Source organism: Streptomyces cyaneofuscatus (assembly GCF_042718795.1).
GTDB lineage: Bacteria > Actinomycetota > Actinomycetes > Streptomycetales > Streptomycetaceae > Streptomyces > Streptomyces cyaneofuscatus_A.
In genome coordinates this window covers 123,848-145,599 of sequence record NZ_JBHXOX010000026.1, presented here as the reverse complement: position 1 = coordinate 145,599, position 21,752 = coordinate 123,848, and the positions used below count along the sequence as shown (strand labels likewise).

Genomic DNA, 21,752 nt, shown 5'->3' with positions numbered 1-21,752 from the left:
GGGGGGGGTTGTTTTTTTCCCACACCCCCCCCCCCCCCCCCCGCCGGGCGGGGGGGGGGGGGGGGGGCCCCCGGCCCCCCCCCCCCCCCCCCCCCGGGCCCGGGGCGTCAGTACCAGAGGCTGTTGATCTTCACCCGCACCACCTGCGGGTCGTGGTCGCTCGCCTGGTCGGCGAACTCCGCGTTGATGTGCACCACGTCGTAGTCGAAGCGCCGGACCGCCGGGCTCGTCAGGATGTGGTCCAGCGTCTGCGAGTTGCCGTCGAAGACGTAGCTGTACCGCTCCGAGGCGGGCAGCGTCTTGATCAGGGGCTTGAGCACCTTGCCCTGGGTCAGTGCCGTGAACGTCGGGGAGAACTCGAAGTCGTTGAAGTCCCCGAGCGCCACCACCCGCGCCGACTTGTCCGCCTTCAGCAGCGAGGTGACGAACGCGTTCACCTCGGCGGCCTGCTGGATCCGCTTCGTCTCCGATGAGCGGTTCGGCTCCTGGTAGCGGCCGTGCAGCGGCTGGTCGCCGCCCTTGGAGCCGAAGTGGTTGCCGATGACGAAGACCGGCTCGCCCCGGAAGGTGAACTCGCCCACCAGCGGCTTGCGGCTGGCCTCCCACGCCGGGCTCGCCGGGTTGATCCGGCCGGGCGAGGCGGACAGCTTCACGCCCTTCCAGGTCTTCACCGCCCCCACCGGCGTGGTGGCGTCGCCGCCCGGCCGGTCGGCGAAGGAGACCCGCTGGGCGTTGTAGAGGAAGACGTTGCGGATGTTTCCGCCGGGCTCGCCGCCGTCCTTGTTGTTCTCGGGGGCGATGTAGCGCCAGGCGTAGCGCGGGCCGCCCTTGGCGACGATCGCGTCCGTGAACCGCTTCAGCGTGGCCTCGGAGCCCACCGTGCCGTCGTTGACCGGCCCGTTGTCGTCCTGGATCTCCTCCAGGGACACGATGTCGGGGGAGGAGAGGTTGACCGCGATGCCCTCGGCCAGCGTGTCGAACTTGGCCTGCGGGTCGGCCGCGTCCAGGTTCTCCACGTTGTACGTGGCGACCGCCAGCTCGTCCTTCTTCTGCTTGCGGGTCACCTCGCGCCGCAGCTTCTTGTCGACGTGCGTGCCCACCTCGGTGGCCTGCACGTTGTAGCCGCCGTACGAGGCGTAGTCGAGCACACCGGTGGTGCGGCCCTTCAGCACGTCACCCACGTTCGCCGTGGGGATCGGCTGCGCCGGGTCCAGCGACATCACCTTGAGGCGGCCGGTGTTCTGGTCCGTGTACGAGGCGTAGAGCGTGCCGCCGCGCCGGGTCGGGTTCTCCTTCGGCTTGACCGTCACCCAGATCTCGTCGTACGCCGTCGTCGCCCCGGTCACCCGGGTGTCGGCGATCTGGACCCGGGCGCCCTCCAGAGCCTCGTACAGGTCCAGGGCGTACCGCTTCGGCTCCAGGGGCAGCGTGTCGATCGCACCGCCACCCGCCGAAGGCACGTAACGGCCGGGCACGGAGCGCGAGTCGAGGACGACCGGCGCGGGCAGCGCGTTCCCGGAGGACAGCACGGTGGTGCGGGGTGCGGTGAGCTGCGTGATCGACTGGGTGCCGGTGCCCGGGTAGTACTCGGCGACCTTGCCGCTCACCAGGACCGCGTCGCCGACCTTGACGGCCGGTGCGGCGGAGCCGGTGTAGACGAAGAGGCCCTCGCTGGTGCGGGCGTCGCCGTCGGGCGCGGTGTCCTGGATCCAGAAGCCGCGCGAACCCGTGGTCCGTACGCCGGTGACGGTGCCCGGCACGCCGGTGACCGCCGTGCCGTCGAGCGGGGAGATGCGGGTGGTGCCCTGGATGTCGTGGATGCGGACGGGGCCGGGCTCGGTCGGGCCGGGCTCCTCCGGCTCCTGGCCGCCGCCGGAGGTCTCGCCCGCCGCGTTGACGGGGGTCGGGGCGCCGGCGGAGAGGTCGGCGGCGTTGTCGTCGGTGTCGGCGAGCGAGGCGGCCCGGGAGACGGAGGCGGTGGCCGAGGGGGTGGGGGCCGGGCCGCTGCCCTCCCGTACGACGGCGGAGCCGTAGCCGACCAGGTCCACGATCCGGGGCTCGGCCGCGCAGTCCGCCGCCGTCTTGCAGGTCAGCGGCGTGGTGCCGGAGACCAGGGCGACCGTGCCGCTTCCGGCGGCCATCGCGATGGTGCCGGTGGCGTCCGGGGTGGGCAGGGCGACGGTGCCGCCGGTGCCCGCCGCCTGGGCGACCAGGTAGCGCCCGCCGGGGGCGATCGCCCCGGTGAGCGCGGAGACCTGCCACTGCGAACCGGCCGACGGAGCGCCCGGCAGGTACTGCACGCTGAAGTCGCCGACCTGGAACGGGGCGGAGCCGGTGTTGGCCAGCTCGACGAAGTCCCGGGTCAGCGTCGCGCCGGAGTTGCCCCCGCCGCCGTACACCTCGGAGATCACCGCGGTGGCGGACGGGGCCGCCTGGGCGGCGGGCAGGGCGGTCACCGCGAGCGCGACGGCGACCGCGCCGGTCAGCAGGACGGAACCGGATCTGGATATCTGCACGGAGGTGCCCCCAACGTAGGTCTGAAGGCCAAAAGCTATGCGCGTAGATGGGACATGACAAGGCGTTGGAGGTTAATTCCCCGCATCGTGCACATGAGCGCCCGGTGCGGCGCGGTGGGGGAGTGCACCGCACCGGACGTGGTACGGAGGGCCGCCCCGCCTTATCGGCGGCGGACGGGGCGGGCCCGGGTCACTGGCGGATGCGCTCGCGGATCCAGACCCCGGCCTCCTTCAGGACGCCGGTCCCCGTCCAGTTGAAGCCGTTGCAGGTGCCGGTCTTGAAGACGGCACCGGAGCGGTGGTCGTCGGAGTAGTTCCAGTTGGTCCAGGAGATCTTCTTGCGCTTCATCAGGTCGAGGTAGCGCTGCGACATCGCGAAGTCGTTCGCGCCCTCGCCCGCGTAGTTCTGCGTCCCGAACTCCGTGACGAAGACGGGCAGTCGGTCGGAGGCCCGGTCCAGGGCGCTGAGGTACGCCTCGCGGTGCGAGGCCGCGTAGAAGTGGAAGGTGTACATGATGTTCGAGGCGCGGACCGGGTTGTTCACGACCTCCGACTCGTTCGAGCCCTCCGAGACCCCGAACGAGGACCAGGCACGCGTCCCGACCAGGACCACCGCGTCGGGGTCCTGCGCCCGGATCACCGGGATGATCTGCTCGGCGTACGACTTGATGGCCGGCCAGCTCACCCCCGAGGGCTCGTTGGCGATCTCGTAGAGCACGCCCGGGTGGTCCTTGTACTTCTTCGCCATCGCCGTGAAGAAGGTCTTGGCCCGCGCGAGGTTGGCGTTCGGGTCGCCCGGCGTGAGCATGTGCCAGTCGATGACCGCGTACATGCCGCGCGCGTGTGCCGCGTCGATGAACTTCTGCGCTCGGGCGGTGAATCCGGCCGGGTCGGTCTCGTACCCGCCCTCCTGTACGTAGGTGGAGACGCGCAGCACGTCGGCGCGCCAGTCGGTGGCCAGGGCGTTGAGAGACCCGTCGGTGACGCACTGGGCGTACCACTGGGTGCCGTGGGTGCTCATGCCGTTGAGGGCGACCGCCTGGCCCGAGGCGTTGCAGAGCTGCCGGCCGCAGACGGAGAGCTGGCCGTTGGCCGCGAGGGGGGTGGCGGCGGTGGGGGCGGCGGAGGTGTGGGCGGCGGGGGCCGGTGCGGCCCCCGCCCGGACGGGGGCCAGGAGTGCGGTGACCACGCCGAGCGCGGACGCGGTGAGCAGGGCCTTGCGGGTGAATCCGCGCCGGTCGGCCGTGGGGACGGCGGTTGGCTCGGTGGGGGAAGTGGTGCGCTGGTACATGGTGGTGCTCCCTTCGGGTGGGGTGGGAGACGCCATGGCGGCAGAACTGAAAGTAAAGCTTCCTTCCAATTAGTGCAACAGTGTTGGGAAACTTTCCTGTCTATTGAGTCCACGAGGCAGCCCAAGAGAAAAGGGGCTCCGAAGAGCCCCTGGCCGCGCGCTGTCGGCTCAGTCCTGCGGCAGCGGGTACACCGCCAGCGAGAACGAGTGGCCCGCCGGATCCCCGTACACCCGGACATCGCGCGGACCGCTGTTGCTGTCCCCGGTGTCGACGGGCCGGGCCCCGAGCGAGATCGCCTCGCGCTCGGCCTCGTCGATGTCGTCACGGCTCACCAGGATCCGCAGATGGGCCTGCTGGGAGTCCTCCGGGCGGGGCCAGCTCGGCGGTGCGTAGCCGTGGTCCCGGCGGATCGCCAGCCGGACGCCGTCGTTGCCGACGATCTCCACGAAGTCGGGGTCGGAGCCGATCCGTGTCTCCGCGTCGAGCAGACCGGCGTAGAACTCGGCCAGCTCCATCGGTTCGGCACAGTCAAGGACGAGGACGCTCGTTTTCTCCACAGTCATGCGGGAACAGGTACCCCCGGCCACCCCGGACACGCCGTGCACAGGACGTTCGGATGCCCGGATGTCCGGATGAGGAAATCCCCGGCCCGACCTAAGGTGCGAACCATGGCAGAGAGCGCGGCGCGACCCGGCCCGGGCGGACGGGACGCCGCCCCCGCCCCGACCCCCGACCCCCGGCGCTGGAAGGCGCTGGCGGTCTGTCTGGTGGCGGGGTTCATGACCCTGCTGGACGTCTCCATCGTCAACGTGGCCCTCCCGTCCATCAGGGAAGGGCTGAACACCCCCGAGTCCGACCTCCAATGGGTGCTCTCCGGCTACGCCCTCGCCTTCGGCCTCTTCCTGATCCCCTCGGGCCGCCTCGGCGACGCGCGCGGCCGCCGGGCCGTCTTCATGGCCGGACTCGCCCTGTTCACCCTGGCCTCCGCCGCCTGCGGAGCCGCCCAGTCCAGCATGTGGCTGGTCATCGCCCGACTGGTCCAGGGCATCGCGGGCGGTCTGATCTCGCCGCAGATCTCCGCGCTGATCCAGCAGATGTTCTCCGGGCGCGAGCGCGGCCGGGCCTTCGGCATGTTCGGCACGGTCGTCGGGATCTCGACCGCCGTCGGCCCGCTGCTCGGCGGGCTGCTCATCCAGGCGGCGGGCCCCGACCACGGCTGGCGCTGGGTCTTCTACGTCAACCTCCCGCTCGGTGCCGTCTGCCTCCTGCTGGCCCACCGCCTCCTCCCCGACACCCCCTCCGCCGGCCGGGTCCGCCCGCGCGACCTGGACCCGGTCGGCGTCCTGCTCCTGGGCACCGGGGTCCTGGCCCTGCTGCTGCCCTTCGTCCAGGCCCAGCAGTGGCCCGGCAACGGCAAGTGGCTCCTGGTCGTGCTCGCCGCCGCCCTGCTCGGCGCCTTCGTCGCCTGGGAGGCGCGGTGCACGGGCGGGCCCACCCACCCGGTGCTGGACCTCTCGCTGTTCCGGCTGCGCTCCTACTGGCTGGGGTGCCTGCTGATCCTGCTCTACTTCGCCGGGTTCACCTCGATCTTCTTCGTCACGACCCTCTACCTCCAGTCGGGCCTGAACTACTCCGCGCTCCAGGCCGGACTCGCCATCACCCCCTTCGCCCTCGGTTCCGGGGTCGCCGCGTCGATCGGCGGCCGGCTCGTCGGCCGGTTCGGCCGCCCACTGGTGGTGGCCGGACTCACGATGGTCGCCCTCGGCCTCGCGGGCACCGCGCTCGCCGTCCACTGGGTCCCGGGCAGCGGCGCGGGCTGGGCGATGGCCGGGCCGCTGCTCGTCGCCGGCCTCGGCAGCGGTCTGGTGATCGCCCCGAACCAGACGCTGACCCTGGCCGAGGTCCCCGTACCCCGGGCCGGAAGCGCAGGCGGCACCCTCCAGACCGGGCAGCGGGTCGGCTCCGCGGTGGGGATCGCGGCCGTGGGCGCGGTGTTCTTCGCCCAGGTCGGGACGGCGGGGTGGGCCGACGCGTACGACCACGGCCTGATCGTCTCGGTCGCCTTCGTGCTGGCCGCACTGATCGTGGCGCTGGCCGATGTCGGAGCCGACCGGCGGGGCAGACGACGTGAACGGAAAGAACGCACCGATCCGACGAGGAGCGCGGCATGAGCGACACATCCGGCAAGAGCGCCGGGAGCGACGGCAACACCTCCTACGGCCACAAGCCGTTCAAGCGGTCCCGCAGCCACTTCGCCGACCGCGTCACCGCCGACGGCCGTGACGGCTGGCCCGTCGAGCCCGGCCGCTACCGGCTCGTCGTCAGCCGGGCCTGCCCCTGGGCCAGCCGCGCCCTGGTCTCCCGGCGCCTCCTCGGCCTGGAGGACGCCCTCTCCCTCGCCGTCACCGACCCCATCCAGGACGACCGGAGCTGGCGCTTCACCCTGGACCCCGGCGGCAAGGACCCGGTGCTCTCCATCCGCTACCTGAGCGAGGCGTACGACGCCCGGGAGCACGACTACCCCGGCGGGGTCAGTGTCCCCGCGATCGTCGACGTACCGAGCGGGCAGTTGGTCACCAACGACTACCAGCAGCTCACCCTGGACCTCGCCACCGAGTGGGCCGCCCTGCACCGCCCCGGCGCCCCCGACCTCTACCCCGAACCGCTGCGCGCGGAGATCGACGAGGTCATGGAGGGCATCTACCAGGACATCAACAACGGCGTATACAAAGCCGGGTTCGCCAGCACCCAAGAGGATTACGCGAAAGCCTATAAGGCACTCTTCGCCCGCCTCGACCAGGTGTCCGCCCGCCTCGCCGACCGCCGCTACCTGGTCGGCGACACCATCACCGAGGCCGACATCCGCCTCTTCACCACCCTGGTCCGTTTCGACGCGGTCTACCACGGCCACTTCAAGTGCAACCGTACGAAGATCACCGAAAACCCCGTCCTGTGGGCGTACGTCCGCGACCTCTACCAGACCCCCGGGTTCGGGGACACGGTCGACTTCGACCACATCAAGCGCCACTACTACCAGGTGCATACGGGCATCAACCCGACCGGCATCGTCCCCCTCGGCCCCGACCTCTCCGGCTGGACCACCCCGCACCACCGCGAACAGCTCGGCGGCCGCCCGTTCGGTGACGGCACGCCGCCGGCACCCGTACGGGAGGACGAGCGGGTCACGCCGCTCGACCAGGTCTGACCTGCCGCTTCCTCAGCTGACCCGGGGCGGGGGCGGCTGCGGGGCGAGCGTGTCGGTGGCCAGGGAGGAACGGGCCAGCGCCACGCACCCCACCGCGATCAGCCCCAGCCCGGCCAGTTCGGGCAGCAGCCACCAGCCGGTGCGCAGCTCCTCCTCGAAGAGCGTCACCCCGTACAGGATGCTGATCAGCGCGTCCCCGAGCGTCAGCATCGGCTGCACCGCCACCAGGCTGCCCGCGTGCAGGGCGTTCTGGAGCAGGAAGAGGGCCCCCACCCCGGCCGCGGCCGTCGCGTAGAGCTGCCAGGACGTCAGCAGCGCGACGGCCCCGCCGCCCGGCCCCAGGTGCGCCATCGCGTCCTTCATCAGCGCCGCCGTCAGCGCGTACCCGCAGGCGGCGGCCAGCCCCAGCAGCGCCGCCCGGGCGTTGCCGCGCACCCGGAGCGCGGCGACGATCAGCACCGCCTCGAACGCCCCGGTCAGCAGCAGCGTCGGCACCCAGTCCGCACCCCGCACGGCGTCGGTACCGTCGACCGGCGCGGCCGACCCGAGCCCGATCGCGAGGCCGACGGTCACCGCGGCGACGCCGTACCAGACCGTACGCGGGGCCCGGACCCGCATCATCCAGCCGGCCAGCAGCAGGGTCGCGGGCAGCTCGATGACGAAGATCGGCTGCACCACGGAGATCGGCCCGGTCGCCAGGGCCACCGCCTGACAGACGGCGGCCACGATCACCAGGACGATCCCGGCCAGCCACACCTTCTGGCGCACCAGATGGCCGATCAGGGAGAGGTGCAGCGCCTCGCTGTCGGGCACCCGCATCGCCGCCCGGCGCTGGAGCACCGAGGCGGAGCCGTTGCTCAGGGCGGTCAGCACGGCGAAGAGGACACTGATCACCGGTTCATCATGGGGCGGGCGGGTGAGGAACGCGCGGGGCGTGGGGCCGGTGGGCGTAACGCCGTGCGTCTCCGTCCTGGCCTTGGCCTTGGCTCTGCCCCGGCCTTCGCCATCGCCCGGGGGACAGCGCCGCTACCGTACCGACCATGGCTGCCACGAAGCACCCCGCCGTCCTGACCACCCGGGCGCTGAACCGGGCGACCCTGGACCGCCAGCTCCTGCTGCGCCGGTCCACGATGTCCGCGAAGGACGCGGTCGGCCATCTCGTCGGGCTCCAGGCGCAGAACACCAAGCCGCCCTACTTCCAGCTCTACTCACGGCTGGACGGGTTCGACCCGCGCGAGCTGTCCGCCCTCATGGAGTCCCGTGAGGTGGTCCGGATCGTCACCCTCCGCTCCACCCTCCACACCCACACGGCGGACGACGCCCTGACCCTGCGTCCGCTGGTCCAGGCGGCGCGCGACCGCGAGCTCAAGGCGTTCCGGCACGGCTTGGCCGGAGTCGACCTGGCGCGGCTCGCCGCGGTGAGCAGGGAGTTGGTGGAGGAGCGCCCCCGCCCGGTCAAGGAGCTGCGCGAAGAGCTGCTGGCCCGCTGGCCGGCGGCCGACCCGCTCGCGCTCACGGTGGCCGCCCGGTGCCTGCTGCCACTGGTCCAGGTCACCCCGCGCGGACTGTGGGGGCGCGGCGGGCAGGTCGCCCTGACGACGGCGGAGCACTGGCTCGGCAGGCCCCCGGAGCCCGTACCCACGCCGGACGCCACCGTCCTGCGCTACCTGAACGCCTTCGGCCCCGCCTCGGTCAAGGACATGCAGCGCTGGGCGGGGCTCACCCGGCTGCGCGAGGTCTTCGACCGGCTGCGGCCCCGGCTCCGCACCTTCCGCGACGAGCACGGCACCGAGCTCTTCGACCTCCCCGACGCCCCGCGCCCCGACCCGGACACCCCGGCCCCGCCGCGCTTCCTGCCCGAGTTCGACAACGTGCTCCTCGGCCACGACGACCGCTCGCGTGTGATCGCGGAGGTCGACAAGGGCCGCAACGGGGTGGGCAACCAGGCGTACGGGACCGTCCTGGTCGACGGGTTCTTCGACGCCGTCTGGCGGATCGACCGGGACGGGGACGCGGCGGCCCTGACCGTGCAGTCGCTGCGGACCCTGCGGCGGGGTGAGTGGGAGACGATCACCGAGGAGGCGGTGCGGATGCTGACGGTGATGACGGACGCGGTCTCGTACGACGTACGGTTCGCGACCTTCCTGGACTTCGGCGACTGACGCCCCGCCGTTCTACGGCAGCAGCCCCGCCCGGCGCGCCGCCACCACCGCCTCCAGCCGGGTGTGCGCCCCCAGCTTGCGCATGGCCGAGCGCAGATACCCCTTCACCGTCTCGGGGCGCAGACCCAGTTGACGGGCGGCCGCCGCGTTCGTCGCGCCCGCCGCGACACACGCCACGACGTCCACCTCACGCGGAGCGAGCCGCACCTCCATGGCCGCCGCCGGGGTGGCCCGCGCCCCGGACGCCGAGGCGAGGCGCGCGCAGACGGCCAGCAGTGCGTCGCGGAGTGCCGGGTCGGCCGCCACCCTCGGCACCAGCGCGCGCAGCTCCCGATGGGCCTCGCGTACGTCCTCCCACGCGCCCGGAGCCGCACCGGGACCGGCCGTCACCTGCTCCCGGGTCAGGGCCAGCAGCTCCCGGACCTCGTCGCGGACCGCGAGCGCCTGCTCCACGTCCCGGGCCGCCGCCACCGCCGCGTCGAACGTCCGGTCCCCGAGGCTCACCGGCGTACGCAGCGCCCCGTACAGCACACCCCGCACCGTCCGCCGTACGACGACGGGGACCGCGACCACCGAGCGCAGCCCCTCCGCCGCCACCGCCGTGTCGTACTCGTGGCTGATGTGGCGCGCGAGCGGGTAGTCCGTCACCGCGCAGGGCCGGGCGAGCGCGATGGCCTTGCCGCCGAGGCCGCTCCCGGCCGAGATGACCAGACCGCGCAGCGCGCCGGTCCGCGCCCCGTCCAGCTCGGCGATCCGCGCGTGGCGGGCGTCCGACAGCGGGCCGCCGAACGCGACCGGCAGCCCGCTCGTACGGCGCAGTCCCGCCAGCGCTGTCCGCATCTCGACGGTATCGACCGCATCGACCGGTTCCGGCACTCCGACACCTTCCCTCCCGGTCCGCACCACCCCCGTCCGGGGGTGGTGAGACCTGGGTCACTGTTTACATGATGTCCATCGACCCGTCCGGGCCGCAAGGAAATGAGGAGGGCACATGCCGGCGACGAGTGCGACGGAGACGTTCCGGGCCGCCCGGGACTTCCTGCTGGCCCACCGCGAGGACTACGAGCGTGCTTACGCCGGATTCCGCTGGCCCCGCGCCGACCACTTCAACTGGGCGCTGGACTGGTTCGACGTCATCGCCGAGGACAACGACCGCACCGCCCTGCACATCGTGGAGGAGGACGGCCGGCGTACCGAGGTCTCCTTCGCGGCCATGTCCGAGCGCTCCGACCGGGCCGCCAACTGGCTGAAGAAGCAGGGGGTCCGGGAGGGCGACCGCATCCTCGTGATGCTCGGCAACCAGGTGGAGCTGTGGGAGACCGCGCTCGCCGCGATGAAGCTGCGCGCCGTGATCATCCCCGCCACACCGCTGCTCGGCCCCGCCGACCTCCGCGACCGGGTGGAGCGCGGGCGGGTGCGCCATGTGCTGGTGCGGGACGCGGACACCGGGAAGTTCGACGAGGTGCCGGGCTCGTACACCAGGATCGCGGTGGGGGGAGAGACGGCGGGCTGGCTGTCGTACGCCGAAGTGGCCGACGCCCCGGCCGACTTCACGCCCGACCGGCCGACAGACGCCGACGAGCCGCTGATGCTGTACTTCACCTCCGGCACCACTGCCCGGCCGAAGCTGGTCGAGCACACCCATGTGTCCTATCCCGTGGGCCACTTGTCGACGATGTACTGGATCGGGCTGCGGCCCGGCGACGTCCACCTCAACATCTCCTCGCCCGGCTGGGCCAAGCACGCCTGGTCCAACCTCTTCGCCCCGTGGACCGCCGAGGCCACCGTCTTCATCTTCAACTACACCCGCTTCGACGCCGCCCGGCTGATGGCCGAGATGGACCGCTCGGGCGTCACCAGCTTCTGCGCTCCGCCCACGGTCTGGCGGATGCTCATCCAGGCGGACCTGTCGCAGCTGAGGGTCCCGCCGCGCGAGGTCGTCGCGGCGGGGGAGCCGCTGAACCCGGAGGTCATCGAGACGGTGCGGCGGGAGTGGGGCGTGACCATCCGGGACGGCTTCGGCCAGACGGAGACCGCCGTCCAGGTCGCCAACACGCCGGGCCAGCTCCTCAAGACCGGCTCCATGGGCCGGCCCAGCCCCGGCTTCCGCGTGGAGCTGCTGGACCCGGTCACCGGTCGGCCGGGGGCGAGCGAGGGGGAGAGCGAGGGGGAGATCGCCCTCGACCTCTCCGACCGTCCCGTGGGGCTGATGACCGGCTACCACGGTGATCCGGAGCGCACGGCCGAGGCGATGGCCGGCGGCTACTACCGCACGGGGGACATCGGGGCGCGCGACGAGGACGGTTACCTGACGTACGTGGGGCGGAGTGACGACGTCTTCAAGTCCTCCGACTACAAGATCTCGCCCTTCGAGCTGGAGAGCGCCCTCCTGGAGCACGAAGCGGTCGTCGAGGCCGCCGTCGTGCCCGCTCCCGACCCGCTGCGGCTCTCCGTCCCGAAGGCGTACGTCGTGCTGGCGGAGGGCTGGGAGCCGGGGCCGGAGACCGCGAAGGTCCTCTTCGCACACTCGCGGGCGGTCCTCGCCCCGTACAAACGCCTCCGCAGGCTGGAGTTCGCCGAACTGCCCAAGACCGTGTCCGGCAAGATCCGCCGCATCGAGCTGCGGGAACGCACCGCCCAGGGCACCGGAACCGAGTTCGACGAGGGGGACCTCACGTGAACAGCACTCCGTCCTACGCGCACGGCACCGGCACCACCGCCCTGCTCGGCGACACCATCGGCCGCAACCTGGACCGGACGATCGCCGCCCACGGGGAGCGCGAGGCGCTGGTCGACGTGGTCTCCGGACGCCGCTGGACCTACACGGAGTTCGGCGCCGACGTCGACGAGCTGGCCCGCGCCCTGATGGCGTCGGGGGTGGAGAAGGGCGACCGGGTCGGCATCTGGGCGGTCAACTGCCCCGAGTGGGTGCTGCTCCAGTACGCCACCGCGCGCATCGGTGCCGTCATGGTCACCATCAACCCGGCCTACCGCGCACACGAGTTGGAGTTCGTCCTCAACCAGGCGGGCATCACGCTGCTCGTCGCCTCCCTCGCCCACCGCACCAGCGACTACCGCGCCCTCGTCAACCAGGTCCGCGCCAACTGCCCCTCCCTGCGCGCCGTCCACTACATCGGTGACCCGTCCTGGGCCGAACTGACCGCGACCGCCCCGGCCGTCACCTCCGCCCAACTGGCGGTGCGCGAGGCCGAGCTGTCCTGCGACGACCCCGTCAACATCCAGTACACCTCGGGCACCACCGGCTTCCCCAAGGGTGCCACCCTCTCCCACCACAACATCCTCAACAACGGCTATTTCGTGGGGGAGATGATCGCCTACACGGAGTCCGACCGGGTCTGTCTGCCGGTCCCCTTCTACCACTGCTTCGGCATGGTGATGGGCAACCTCGCCATCACCTCGCACGGCGCCTGCATCGTGATCCCGGGGCCGTCCTTCGAGCCCGCCGCCGTGCTGGCCGCCGTCCAGCAGGAGCGCTGCACCTCGCTCTACGGCGTCCCCACCATGTTCATCGCCGAGCTGAACCTCCCGGACTTCTCCCGTTACGACCTCTCCTCACTCCGCACCGGGATCATGGCCGGATCGCCCTGCCCGGTCGAGGTGATGAAGCGGGTGGTCGCCGAGATGCACATGGACGAGGTGTCCATCTGCTACGGCATGACCGAGACCTCGCCCGTCTCCACCCAGACCCGCCGTGACGACGACCTGGAGCGCCGCACCGGCACCGTGGGCCGGGTGCTGCCGCACATCGAGGTCAAGGTCGTCGACCCGGCGACCGGCACCACGCTGCCACGCGGCAGCGCGGGCGAACTGTGCACCCGGGGCTACAGCGTGATGCTCGGCTACTGGGACCAGCCCGACCGCACCGCCGACGTCATCGACGCGGGCCGCTGGATGCACACCGGGGACCTCGCGGTGATGCGCGAGGACGGTTACGTGCAGGTCGTCGGCCGGATCAAGGACATGATCATCCGGGGTGGCGAGAACGTGTACCCGAGGGAGATCGAGGAGTTCCTGCACGGCCACCCGAAGATCGCCGACGTCCAGGTGGTCGGGGTGCCGGACGAGCGGTACGGGGAGGAGATCCTGGCCTGTGTCATCCCCCGGGACCCGGCCGACCCGCCGAGCCTGGAGGAGGTCACCGCGTACTGCCGGGAGCGGCTCGCCCACTACAAGATCCCGTGCGGGCTGCGGATTCTGGACGCCTTCCCGATGACGGTGAGCGGGAAGGTCCGCAAGATCGAGCTGCGGGAGACGTACGCCGGATGAGCGGGGCCGGGGACCCGGTCAGGCGGCCTCGATGATGTCCGAGCCGTCCGACCGGGTCGCCGTCGCCCACTCGATGAGCAGCACCTCGTACGTCGCGGACTCCGTGGCGGACCAGTCCTGGCCCGCACGCGAGTCGACGAGCGCGCGGATGGCCTCGTTCGCCTGGGCGGCGGACGCGACGGCGGGTTGCACGGTATGACGTGGAGTTAAATCCATGCCCTTAGCTTACGGGGCACCACTGACAGCGACCGACGCCGACTCAGGCGCCGGTGCGGAAGCCGGTTCTGGTGCCGGGCCGGATGCCGGCTTTGGTGCTGGTGCCGGCGCCGGGGTCGCAGGCTGCGTCGGCAGCAGGTCGCGCCGCATGCAGACCCGTGGCCAGCGGTCCAGGCCGTGCTGCGCCTCCTCCCCGCGGATCGTGCGCAGCCCGTCGGTGAGTTCGTGTCCGGGCAGCACCCGGAAGCCGATGCGCGTGTAGTACGGGGCGTTCCACGGCACCTCGCTGAAGGTGGTCAGGGTGAGCGCGGTGAGGCCCTGACCGGGAGCGAGTGCGGCGAGCCGGTCGATCAGCGTGCGGCCGATGCCCCGGCGGGCCGCCACCGGGTCCACCGAGATCTGTTCGATGTGCAGGGCCCCGTCGACGGGGTCGGCGATCACATAGCCGAGCGGCCGGTCACCGGTGGCGGAGAGGGGATCGGTGGCCACCCAGCACCGTCCGGCCCGCCGGTAGCTCTCCAGCAGGTCGAGCGGGGGCGGATCGTCGTCGGCCACGGAATGCATGCCGAGGGTGCGGAAGGGTTCCCCTGCGGCGCGCTCGATGTCCTGGAGAAGGCGGAGATCGGAGCGTCTGGCGGAGCGGATACGCATGTACTCAGTGTGCCGCGCCGGGCGGGGCACCGGTACGGGGTGGCCCGAAAACGCCCCCGGGAGGGCCCGGCCGTTCAGGCCCCGGTGCCGACCAGTTCGTCCGCCGGACTGTTCACCGGCTTCGGCGCCCCCGTGAGGTCCATGACGAAGAGCGGGAGGCCGACACCGTCCGCCCGGGCCCGCGCCTGCGCCCCGTACCCCGCGAGCGAGAAGAACACCCCGGCCGCCGACGCGCCCAGGGCGTTCAGCCACAGGCACTCCACCGCGCGCAGCTCCACCGGCCGGGTCGTGGCGTCGACCTGGGCGACGAGCCCCGTGGCCCGCAGGTCGATCCCGCCGGCGGTGCGCACCCGGGGCCGGGCCACCTCGCGGTAGCCGAGCCAGGTGAGGTAGAGGGCGGCCGCGCTCACCGCGTCGTGGCCGGTACGGATCGTCCGCGGCCGGAACGCGGGGCGCGGGTGGGCGGCGGTGCGCGGCAGCGGGATGTGCGCCGGGGCGACGGGGCCGGGCGGGGGAGGGGGCGCGGGTTCGTCCACCGGGCGCACCGGTATCCGCAGCAGGGCCCCGCACGGGCAGCACAGCTCCGGCTGGGGCCACTGGTCCCGCCGGTCGCAGGCGGTGCAGCGGACGGTGACCCAGTCCTCGTCCCAGGTGCGCCGCGTGACCGGGAGCGCCGGGGCGCCGGGCAGCAGCGGCGGGGCGGTGGGGGCTCCGCACGGGCACGGGTAGGCCGATGCGACATAGGCATGGTCCCGGCTGCAGACCGGGCACCGTACCGGCACGGACGTCACGTTCGTCTCCCTCCGGCACGGCCCCGCAGGACGACTGCGCTCCGTGCCTCCCTCGTCACCCCATCGTCCACCAGGAGCGAGATTCTGGGGAGGGAAAGCGCGCACTTCCCGCCACCGGGCGCAGAGGCTCGGTCCTGACGCCGTGAACGCCCGCTCCCGACGCCGTGAACGCCGGCTCCCGATGACGTCGACGCCGCCGCCCTTGACGGCGACCCCTCCGCGTTTTAGATTGCTTCCGTATAGCAGAACTAAATTTCCGCGATACGGAATTGGTGCTCTCAGGTGGCGCGACAGAGCCCGACTCCACCAATCCCGAGCAGGAGCACTCAATGCCTCGTATGACCGCTGCCCGTGCGGCAGTCGAGATCCTCAAGCGCGAAGGCGTCAGCAACGCGTTCGGTGTGCCGGGTGCGGCGATCAACCCCTTCTACGCGGCCCTCAAGGCCTCCGGCGGGGTGCGGCACACGCTGGCCCGGCACGTCGAGGGCGCCTCCCACATGGCGGAGGGCTACACCCGGGCCAAGGCCGGCAACATCGGCGTCTGCATCGGTACGTCGGGCCCGGCGGGCACCGACATGATCACCGGTCTGTACTCCGCCATCGCCGACTCCATCCCGATCCTGTGCATCACCGGCCAGGCTCCGACCGCCGTCCTGCACAAGGAGGATTTCCAGGCCGTCGACATCGCCTCGATCGCGGGGCCGGTCACCAAGGCGGCGACCACCGTCCTGGAGGCCGCGCAGGTCCCCGGCGTCTTCCAGCAGGCGTTCCACCTGATGCGCACCGGCCGCCCCGGCCCGGTCCTCATCGACCTGCCGATCGACGTCCAGCTCACCGAGATCGAGTTCGACCCCGAGCTGTACGAGCCCCTCCCGGTGCACAAGCCGGCCGCCTCCCGCAAGCAGATCGAGCGGGCCGTCGAGCTGCTGAACGCCTCCGAGCACCCGCTGCTCGTCGCGGGCGGCGGCATCATCAACGCCGACGCCTCCGAGCTGCTGGTGGAGTTCGCCGAGCTGACCGGCGTCCCCGTCATCCCGACCCTGATGGGCTGGGGCATCCTCCCCGACGACCACGAGCTGAACGCCGGCATGGTGGGCCTGCAGACCTCGCACCGCTACGGCAACGCGAACTTCCTGGAGTCCGACTTCGTCCTCGGCATCGGCAACCGCTGGGCCAACCGCCACACCGGCAAGCTGGACGTCTACACCCAGGGCCGTACCTTCGTCCACGTCGACATCGAGCCCACCCAGCTCGGCAAGATCTTCGCCCCCGACCTCGGCATCGCCTCCGACGCCAAGGCCGCGCTGGAGCTCTTCGTCCAGGTGGCGCGCGAGCTGAAGGCCGCGGGCAAGCTGAAGGACCGCTCGGCCTGGGCCGCCTCCACCCAGGAGCGCAAGGCGACCCTCCAGCGCAGGACGCACTTCGACAACGTGCCGCTCAAGCCGCAGCGCGTGTACGAGGAGATGAACCGGGCGTTCGGCCCCGAGACCCGTTACGTCACCACCATCGGCCTCTCCCAGATCGCCGGCGCGCAGATGCTGCACGTCTACAAGCCGCGCCACTGGATCAACTGCGGCCAGGCGGGCCCCCTCGGCTGGACCATCCCGGCCGCCCTGGGTGTCGCCACGGCCGACCCGGAGGGCACGGTCGTGGCCCTCTCCGGCGACTACGACTTCCAGTTCATGCTGGAGGAGCTGGCCGTCGGCGCGCAGCACCGCATCCCGTACGTCCACGTCCTGGTGAACAACTCCTACCTGGGCCTCATCCGCCAGGCGCAGCGCAACTTCGACATCGACTTCCAGGTCAACCTGGAGTTCGAGAACCTCAACTCCCCGGAGCTGGGCGTCTACGGCGTCGACCACGTCAAGGTCGTCGAGGGCCTCGGCTGCAAGGCCATCCGGGTCACCGAGCCGGACCAGCTCCTGCCCGCCTTCGAGCAGGCGAAGAAGCTCGCCGCCGAGTTCCGGGTCCCGGTCGTCGTCGAGGCGATCCTGGAGCGGGTCACCAACATCGCGATGAGCGGCACCGACATCGCCTCGGTCAACGAGTTCGAGGACATCGCCACGGACCCGTCGCACGCCCCGACCGCGATCCGCCCGCTGACCGTGTCCTGATCGCCCGTCAACTACCCCTGAAGCAGGCCCCCGTCCCGGATTCCTCTCCGGGGCGGGGGCCTTCCCCTGGCTCCCCTGGCTCCCCTGGCTTCCCTGGCTTCCCCGCTCTTCCCCCGTACGGAGGTAGGCTCACCCCGGGGCCTCACCGGTGGCCGAAGGGCAGGGGAGCGGACCATGGCCGACTACCACCACGGCGAACTCGCCGTCCAGCACCGGGCCGGACTGCGCGACCCGGCGGCCGGCTCGCTCCGGGCCATCCGCGACGCGGTGCCCGACGCGGCGGCGGTGTTCCTGGCCCGCCAGCCGATGATCGTCGTCGGCGCGGCCGACGCCTCCGGACGCCTCTGGTCCACCCTGCTCACCGGCGAGCCCGGCCTCCTCGGGGTGCCGGACCCGAAGACCCTGACGATCGGCGCCCTGCCCGCGGCCGACGACCCGCTCGGCGCGGCCCTCCGGGAGCCCGGCACCCGGGTCGGCATGATCGCCATCGAACCGGCCACCCGGCGCCGCATCCGCCTCAACGGGACCTCGGCCCCCGAGGCGGACGGCGTACGGGTCGCTCTCGACCAGGTCATCGGCAACTGCCCCAAGTACCTCCAGAAGCGGGCGTACGCCCTGCTCCCGCCGGACCGGGGCGGCCGGCGCACGGCGGTCCGCAGGGGAGAGGCACTGACCACCGTCCAGCAGCTCACCCTGGCCACCTCCGACAGCTTCTTCATCGCCACCGCCTCCCCGGACGGCGACGCGGACGCCTCGCACCGGGGCGGCAACCCCGGCTTCCTCCAGGTCCTCTCGCCCACCCGGCTGCGCTGGCCCGACTACGCGGGCAACGCCATGTTCCTCACCCTCGGCAATCTCGAACTACACCCCCAGGCAGGGCTGTTGGTGCCCGACTGGGAGACCGGTGACCTCCTCCAGCTCTCCGGCACCGCCCACACCGTGTGGGACGGAGCGGAGGCGGCCGCCGTACCGGGCGCGCAGCGCCTCGTGGAGTTCCGTATCGAGGCGGTCCAGGAGACCCGGGACGCGGTACGGCTGCGCTGGAGCGATCCGGACTTCTCCCGGTTCAACCCGCCCGTGGCGCACAGGTAGTCGGCCGGTGGCCCGGGTGAGTCAGCAGCAGGGGCAGGCCCGGACGGCATGGACCGTGGCCCCCACGGCCTCGGCCTGCCACGGTGCGACCCCGTCCCGCTTCTCCACCCGGCCGGTCTTCTGCTCCAGCAGCCCGGCGACGACGGCCTCCAGGCCCGTACGGTGGTCGTCCCGGGCGGTCAGCCCGGCCCACCGCCTGCCGACCGCGTTCAGCCGGGGGAAGTCCACCGAGTCCAGGAAGTCCAGGGCGTGTTCACGGTACTCCGGGCGCTCGGCCCGGGCCCGTAAGCGCTCCCGGCTGACCCGGATGGCGAGTTCGCCCGTGGTGTAGTGCCAGATCACGCGGTACGCGTACACCGCGTCCTCCAGCGCCATCCCGCACGCGACCGCCGCGTCGACGATGCTCTCCACGACCCACAGCGCGGACTCGCTGACGAAGTCGTCGAAGGAGAGCACCTCCACGATCCACGGACAGTCCGCCAGGAGATCGTGCAGCACCTGGGCCGCGGCCAGGAGCCGGGTCCGCGGTTCGCTCGGCAGCACCGGGCGCGGGTAGCGGCGGGCGTGCGCGTCCAGCAGCAGGAGGAGCAGTTCGTCCTTGTCCTGGACGTGGTGGTAGAGGGCCATGGCCGTGCTGGACATCTCCCGGGCCAGCCGGCGCATGGAGAGGCGCTCCGGGCCCTCCGTGTCGAGGATGCGCTGTGCGGCGACGAGGATCGCCTCCTGCGAGAGGCGGGGCGGGCGGCCGGTTCGGCCGGAGCGTTGTCCGCGGGACTCCATACATCCATCTTTCTTCGCGAGGCAACCTGCGAACCGGCCGGAACGGGCCGAATGTTCCGGCCACTGCGGCGAATCCGCGCCCTGGGCAGGGAAGGCGGCGGCAGATGCCGGTCAGGTGAATAGCTGGAACGGAAAGCTTGGCAGAAGGGTGCTGCACATAAACTGGACGGCCGGGGAATGCGCGGCCGCCGCCGCGGTGAAGTGCGCGGGACGCGTCGGGATCACCTCGCGAACCGCCACAGACCAGTCTGATACCAGACGGATGCCGGTCACGGGAACACCAGGGGTGCGCCGTTCAGGCCGCGTTGGCCGGTAACAGCAGTGTGAAAAGGCGCCAGTGACAACCCTCTATCACCCCGCTACTGTTATCTTACGCGTACGTCTCAGGGATACAGGAATGGCCGGAAGAGAGGCGCCTGAAGTGGTCATCGACGGCGAGGCCGTGTTGATCGTCAAGGCAGGTTGGGGCTGCGAAAGGAATCATGCGGCCCGCAATCCTGTCGGGTGTCTGAATTCCACCCGATGTCCTTCACCCCGCCGGGGAATCGCCGGGGAAACGTCCACGCGGAGCGCGATGTCGCGGGCGTGTCCGGGCCACTGGCCCTGAGCCTCACGCGGCCGCATCCCGGGTACGACCCACCCGGAGCGGTCCCGTTCCACCACCCGGCCCGCCGCCTTCCCGGAGGGCGCGTGGGCCGGACCAGGCCGGTCCCGGAGCCACCTCGTGGATCCGGTGTGCCGTCGCGGCGCCTCCCGGGGCGCCCCACCGGGACCTGGCGCGAGGCGCCCCCGGACACCACCAGCCGTGCCGCCGTACCGACGCGGCGCGGTGCGCATGCGACATGATCACAGGAGGCGACCGAGTGTTGGCCACGTCGGGGGAACCGTTGCGCATACAGCTCTTAGGGCCGGTACGGGTATGGCGGCAGGGCCAGGAGGTATCGCTGGGGCCGCCCAAGCAGCGCGCGGTGCTCGCTCTGCTCGCCAGCAGGGCCGGCGAGGTGGTCGGTGTCGACAACATCGTCGACGCGCTCTGGGACGGTGACATCCCGCAGACCGCGACGAACGGGGTCCACACCTATGTGGCCGGTCTGCGCCGCGCGCTGGAACCGGGGCGCAGCAGACGTGAGGCGGGGTCGATCCTCACCTCGGTCTCCGGCGGCTACTGCCTGCGGATGGACCCGGAACAGGTCGACGCCACGCTCTTCACCCGCCGCCACGCCCGGGCCCGCAGATCACGGACCGGGGCGAGCCCGGACGAGGCCGTGCGGTGGTACGAGGAGGCCCTGGCGCTCTGGCACGGTGACGCGTACTCCGGGGTCCCGGGACCGTTCGCCGCCGTGGAGCGGACCCGGCTGCGGGACCTCCGGCTGACCGCCGTCGAGGAGTGGGCCGCCGACATGCTGGAGGCGGGCCGCCACGCGGAGGCGGTCGACGAACTCTCCGCCGCCGTGAGCGAGGAGCCGCTGCGCGAGAAGCTGAGCTGGCTGCTCATGCTCACCCTCTACCGCAGCGGGCGTCAGGCGCACGCGCTGGCCGTCTACGCCGGGACCAGGAAGCTGCTCAACCGGGAGCTGGGCATCGAGCCGGGCGCCGAACTGCGCAGCCTGCACCAGCAGATACTGGCCGGTCACCCGCGCCTGCGGCGGGAGGAGGAGGCCACCGGCCCGAGCCGCGGACGAAGACACGGCGGCGGCACCCCCGACCTCTCCCGGCCGGTGCAACTGCCACCGCTGGCACGGGGATTCGTCGGGCGTACGGCAGAACTCAACCATCTGGAAGAGCTGTTGGACGACGAGCCGGGCGGATACGGTGCGAGCACCCCTATCGCCGTCGTCGACGGCCCGCCGGGCGTCGGCAAGACGGCGTTCGTCCTGGAGCTGGCCCACCGGCTGCTGGACCGCTTCCCGGACGGCCAGCTCTATGTGGACCTGTGCGGCACGGGCCGGCAGGGCCGGCCGCTGACCGCGTCGGACGCCCTGGAACAACTCCTGGCCAGCCTCGGCGTCGAGCGCTCCCGGATACCCGCCGATGTGGCCGGCCGCACCACGCTCTACCGCAGTCTGCTGCACGGCCGCCGGATGCTCGTGGTGCTCGACGAGGCCCTCGGCGCCGACCAGTTGAGGCCGCTCATACCGCGCGGCTCGTCCTGTGTCCTGGCCACCAGCAGACAGCGGTTCAGCGGACTGGCCGCCCGCGACGGCGCCCATGTGCTGACCATGGGCCCCCTGGCCGACCATGACGCGGCGACCCTGCTCACCAGCCTCTGCGGGGGCCGGCTCCGGGGGCAGGAGGCGGCCGTGGTGCGGCTGGTGCGGCTGTGCGGCGGACTGCCGCTGGCCCTGCGGATCGCGGCGGAGGAGCTGGCGGCCAATTCCACCGTCCCGCTCGCCGCCGTCATCGAGCGGTTCGCCGCCGCCTGCGCGGAGCGCGAGTCGCCGGGGAAGCGCGAGGCGGCGCTGATCCGGCTGGTCGAGTGGGAGGCCGGGGCCTGGGCCGGGCGGGAGGCGCCGGCGCCCGTGCAGGTGGAGATGGCTGGCGTCCGCACCGTCGTCCTGCGGTAGCCGAGCCGTCGGCGGGGCGGACGCGGTCCACCGCATCCGCCCCGCCGACGGAGAGCCGGGCCGGAAGCTCCGGCGGAGAGCC

General features: G+C 72.1%; 17 protein-coding genes. 8 read left to right on the top strand and 9 right to left on the bottom strand.

What is annotated here, in order from left to right:
- Positions 1 to 107: 107 nt before the first annotated feature.
- From ACFWRT_RS27805 to ACFWRT_RS27795, 3 genes are all read right to left on the bottom strand, one after another.
- Positions 108 to 2,516 (bottom strand): endonuclease/exonuclease/phosphatase family protein, encoded by a 2,409-nt coding sequence (locus ACFWRT_RS27805; protein ID WP_380952375.1) that lies wholly within the window; start codon positions 2,514 to 2,516, stop codon positions 108 to 110.
- 190 nt (positions 2,517 to 2,706) lie between these two features.
- Complete coding sequence (locus ACFWRT_RS27800; RefSeq protein ID WP_380952376.1) at positions 2,707 to 3,807, bottom strand: glycoside hydrolase family 5 protein; 1,101 nt, start codon at positions 3,805 to 3,807, stop codon at positions 2,707 to 2,709.
- A gap of 168 nt (positions 3,808 to 3,975) precedes the next feature.
- The gene (locus tag ACFWRT_RS27795) at positions 3,976 to 4,371 is read right to left on the bottom strand and encodes a VOC family protein (protein ID WP_380952377.1); all 396 of its coding nucleotides are present in this window, start codon (positions 4,369 to 4,371) and stop codon (positions 3,976 to 3,978) included.
- A 105-nt stretch (positions 4,372 to 4,476) separates the two neighbouring features.
- Here ACFWRT_RS27795 and ACFWRT_RS27790 point away from each other — a divergent pair, with 105 nt between their 5' ends.
- Together ACFWRT_RS27790 and ACFWRT_RS27785 are read left to right on the top strand one after the other, a co-directional pair.
- Positions 4,477 to 5,979 carry an MFS transporter gene (locus tag ACFWRT_RS27790; protein ID WP_380952378.1) on the top strand — a complete coding sequence of 501 codons (1,503 nt, stop codon included), beginning with the start codon at positions 4,477 to 4,479 and terminating at the stop codon, positions 5,977 to 5,979.
- Positions 5,976 to 7,013: a glutathione S-transferase family protein gene (locus ACFWRT_RS27785; protein ID WP_380952379.1), complete on the top strand. Its 1,038-nt coding sequence runs from the start codon at positions 5,976 to 5,978 to the stop codon at positions 7,011 to 7,013. The genes ACFWRT_RS27790 and ACFWRT_RS27785 overlap by 4 nt, the downstream gene beginning before the upstream one ends.
- Before the next feature lie 12 nt (positions 7,014 to 7,025).
- Here ACFWRT_RS27785 and ACFWRT_RS27780 read toward each other — a convergent pair whose 3' ends face one another.
- Positions 7,026 to 7,907, bottom strand: coding sequence for a DMT family transporter (locus tag ACFWRT_RS27780; RefSeq protein ID WP_380952380.1), 882 nt, complete (start codon positions 7,905 to 7,907; stop codon positions 7,026 to 7,028).
- Positions 7,908 to 8,053: 146 nt separating this feature from the next.
- On the opposite strand from ACFWRT_RS27780, the gene ACFWRT_RS27775 reads away from it, so the two are divergent.
- Positions 8,054 to 9,175, top strand: coding sequence for a winged helix DNA-binding domain-containing protein (locus ACFWRT_RS27775; protein WP_380952381.1), 1,122 nt, complete (start codon positions 8,054 to 8,056; stop codon positions 9,173 to 9,175).
- Between the two features lie 12 nt (positions 9,176 to 9,187).
- Here the strand turns inward: ACFWRT_RS27775 and ACFWRT_RS27770 are convergent, their stop codons facing one another.
- Positions 9,188 to 10,051, bottom strand: coding sequence for a response regulator transcription factor (locus ACFWRT_RS27770; protein WP_380952382.1), 864 nt, complete (start codon positions 10,049 to 10,051; stop codon positions 9,188 to 9,190).
- Positions 10,052 to 10,166: 115 nt separating this feature from the next.
- Between ACFWRT_RS27770 and ACFWRT_RS27765 the strand changes: the two genes are divergently transcribed.
- Together ACFWRT_RS27765 and ACFWRT_RS27760 are read left to right on the top strand one after the other, a co-directional pair.
- The gene (locus ACFWRT_RS27765; protein ID WP_380952383.1) at positions 10,167 to 11,855 is read left to right on the top strand and encodes an AMP-binding protein; all 1,689 of its coding nucleotides are present in this window, start codon (positions 10,167 to 10,169) and stop codon (positions 11,853 to 11,855) included.
- Complete coding sequence (locus tag ACFWRT_RS27760) at positions 11,852 to 13,462, top strand: AMP-binding protein (protein ID WP_380952384.1); 1,611 nt, start codon at positions 11,852 to 11,854, stop codon at positions 13,460 to 13,462. The genes ACFWRT_RS27765 and ACFWRT_RS27760 overlap by 4 nt, the downstream gene beginning before the upstream one ends.
- 18 nt (positions 13,463 to 13,480) lie before the next feature.
- On the opposite strand, the gene ACFWRT_RS27755 is transcribed toward ACFWRT_RS27760, so the two are convergent.
- The 3 genes from ACFWRT_RS27755 to ACFWRT_RS27745 all read right to left on the bottom strand — a co-directional run bounded on the left by ACFWRT_RS27755 (position 13,481) and on the right by ACFWRT_RS27745 (position 15,120).
- Positions 13,481 to 13,678 carry a hypothetical protein gene (locus ACFWRT_RS27755; protein ID WP_359215018.1) on the bottom strand — a complete coding sequence of 66 codons (198 nt, stop codon included), beginning with the start codon at positions 13,676 to 13,678 and terminating at the stop codon, positions 13,481 to 13,483.
- A 9-nt stretch (positions 13,679 to 13,687) separates the two neighbouring features.
- Positions 13,688 to 14,329, bottom strand: coding sequence for a GNAT family N-acetyltransferase (locus ACFWRT_RS27750; protein ID WP_380952385.1), 642 nt, complete (start codon positions 14,327 to 14,329; stop codon positions 13,688 to 13,690).
- 74 nt (positions 14,330 to 14,403) lie between these two features.
- Complete coding sequence (locus tag ACFWRT_RS27745; protein ID WP_380952386.1) at positions 14,404 to 15,120, bottom strand: hypothetical protein; 717 nt, start codon at positions 15,118 to 15,120, stop codon at positions 14,404 to 14,406.
- 329 nt (positions 15,121 to 15,449) lie between these two features.
- Between ACFWRT_RS27745 and gcl the strand changes: the two genes are divergently transcribed.
- A complete protein-coding gene (gene gcl / locus ACFWRT_RS27740; RefSeq protein ID WP_380952388.1) occupies positions 15,450 to 17,234 on the top strand; it encodes a glyoxylate carboligase in 1,785 nt (594 codons plus the stop codon).
- A 174-nt stretch (positions 17,235 to 17,408) separates the two neighbouring features.
- The gene (locus tag ACFWRT_RS27735) at positions 17,409 to 18,326 is read left to right on the top strand and encodes a pyridoxamine 5'-phosphate oxidase family protein (RefSeq protein ID WP_380952389.1); all 918 of its coding nucleotides are present in this window, start codon (positions 17,409 to 17,411) and stop codon (positions 18,324 to 18,326) included.
- Positions 18,327 to 18,347: 21 nt separating this feature from the next.
- Here the strand turns inward: ACFWRT_RS27735 and ACFWRT_RS27730 are convergent, their stop codons facing one another.
- Complete coding sequence (locus tag ACFWRT_RS27730) at positions 18,348 to 19,106, bottom strand: TetR/AcrR family transcriptional regulator (RefSeq protein WP_380952390.1); 759 nt, start codon at positions 19,104 to 19,106, stop codon at positions 18,348 to 18,350.
- An 863-nt stretch (positions 19,107 to 19,969) separates the two neighbouring features.
- Between ACFWRT_RS27730 and ACFWRT_RS27725 the strand changes: the two genes are divergently transcribed.
- Positions 19,970 to 21,670 carry an AfsR/SARP family transcriptional regulator gene (locus ACFWRT_RS27725; protein WP_380952391.1) on the top strand — a complete coding sequence of 567 codons (1,701 nt, stop codon included), beginning with the start codon at positions 19,970 to 19,972 and terminating at the stop codon, positions 21,668 to 21,670.
- Positions 21,671 to 21,752 lie beyond the last annotated feature (82 nt).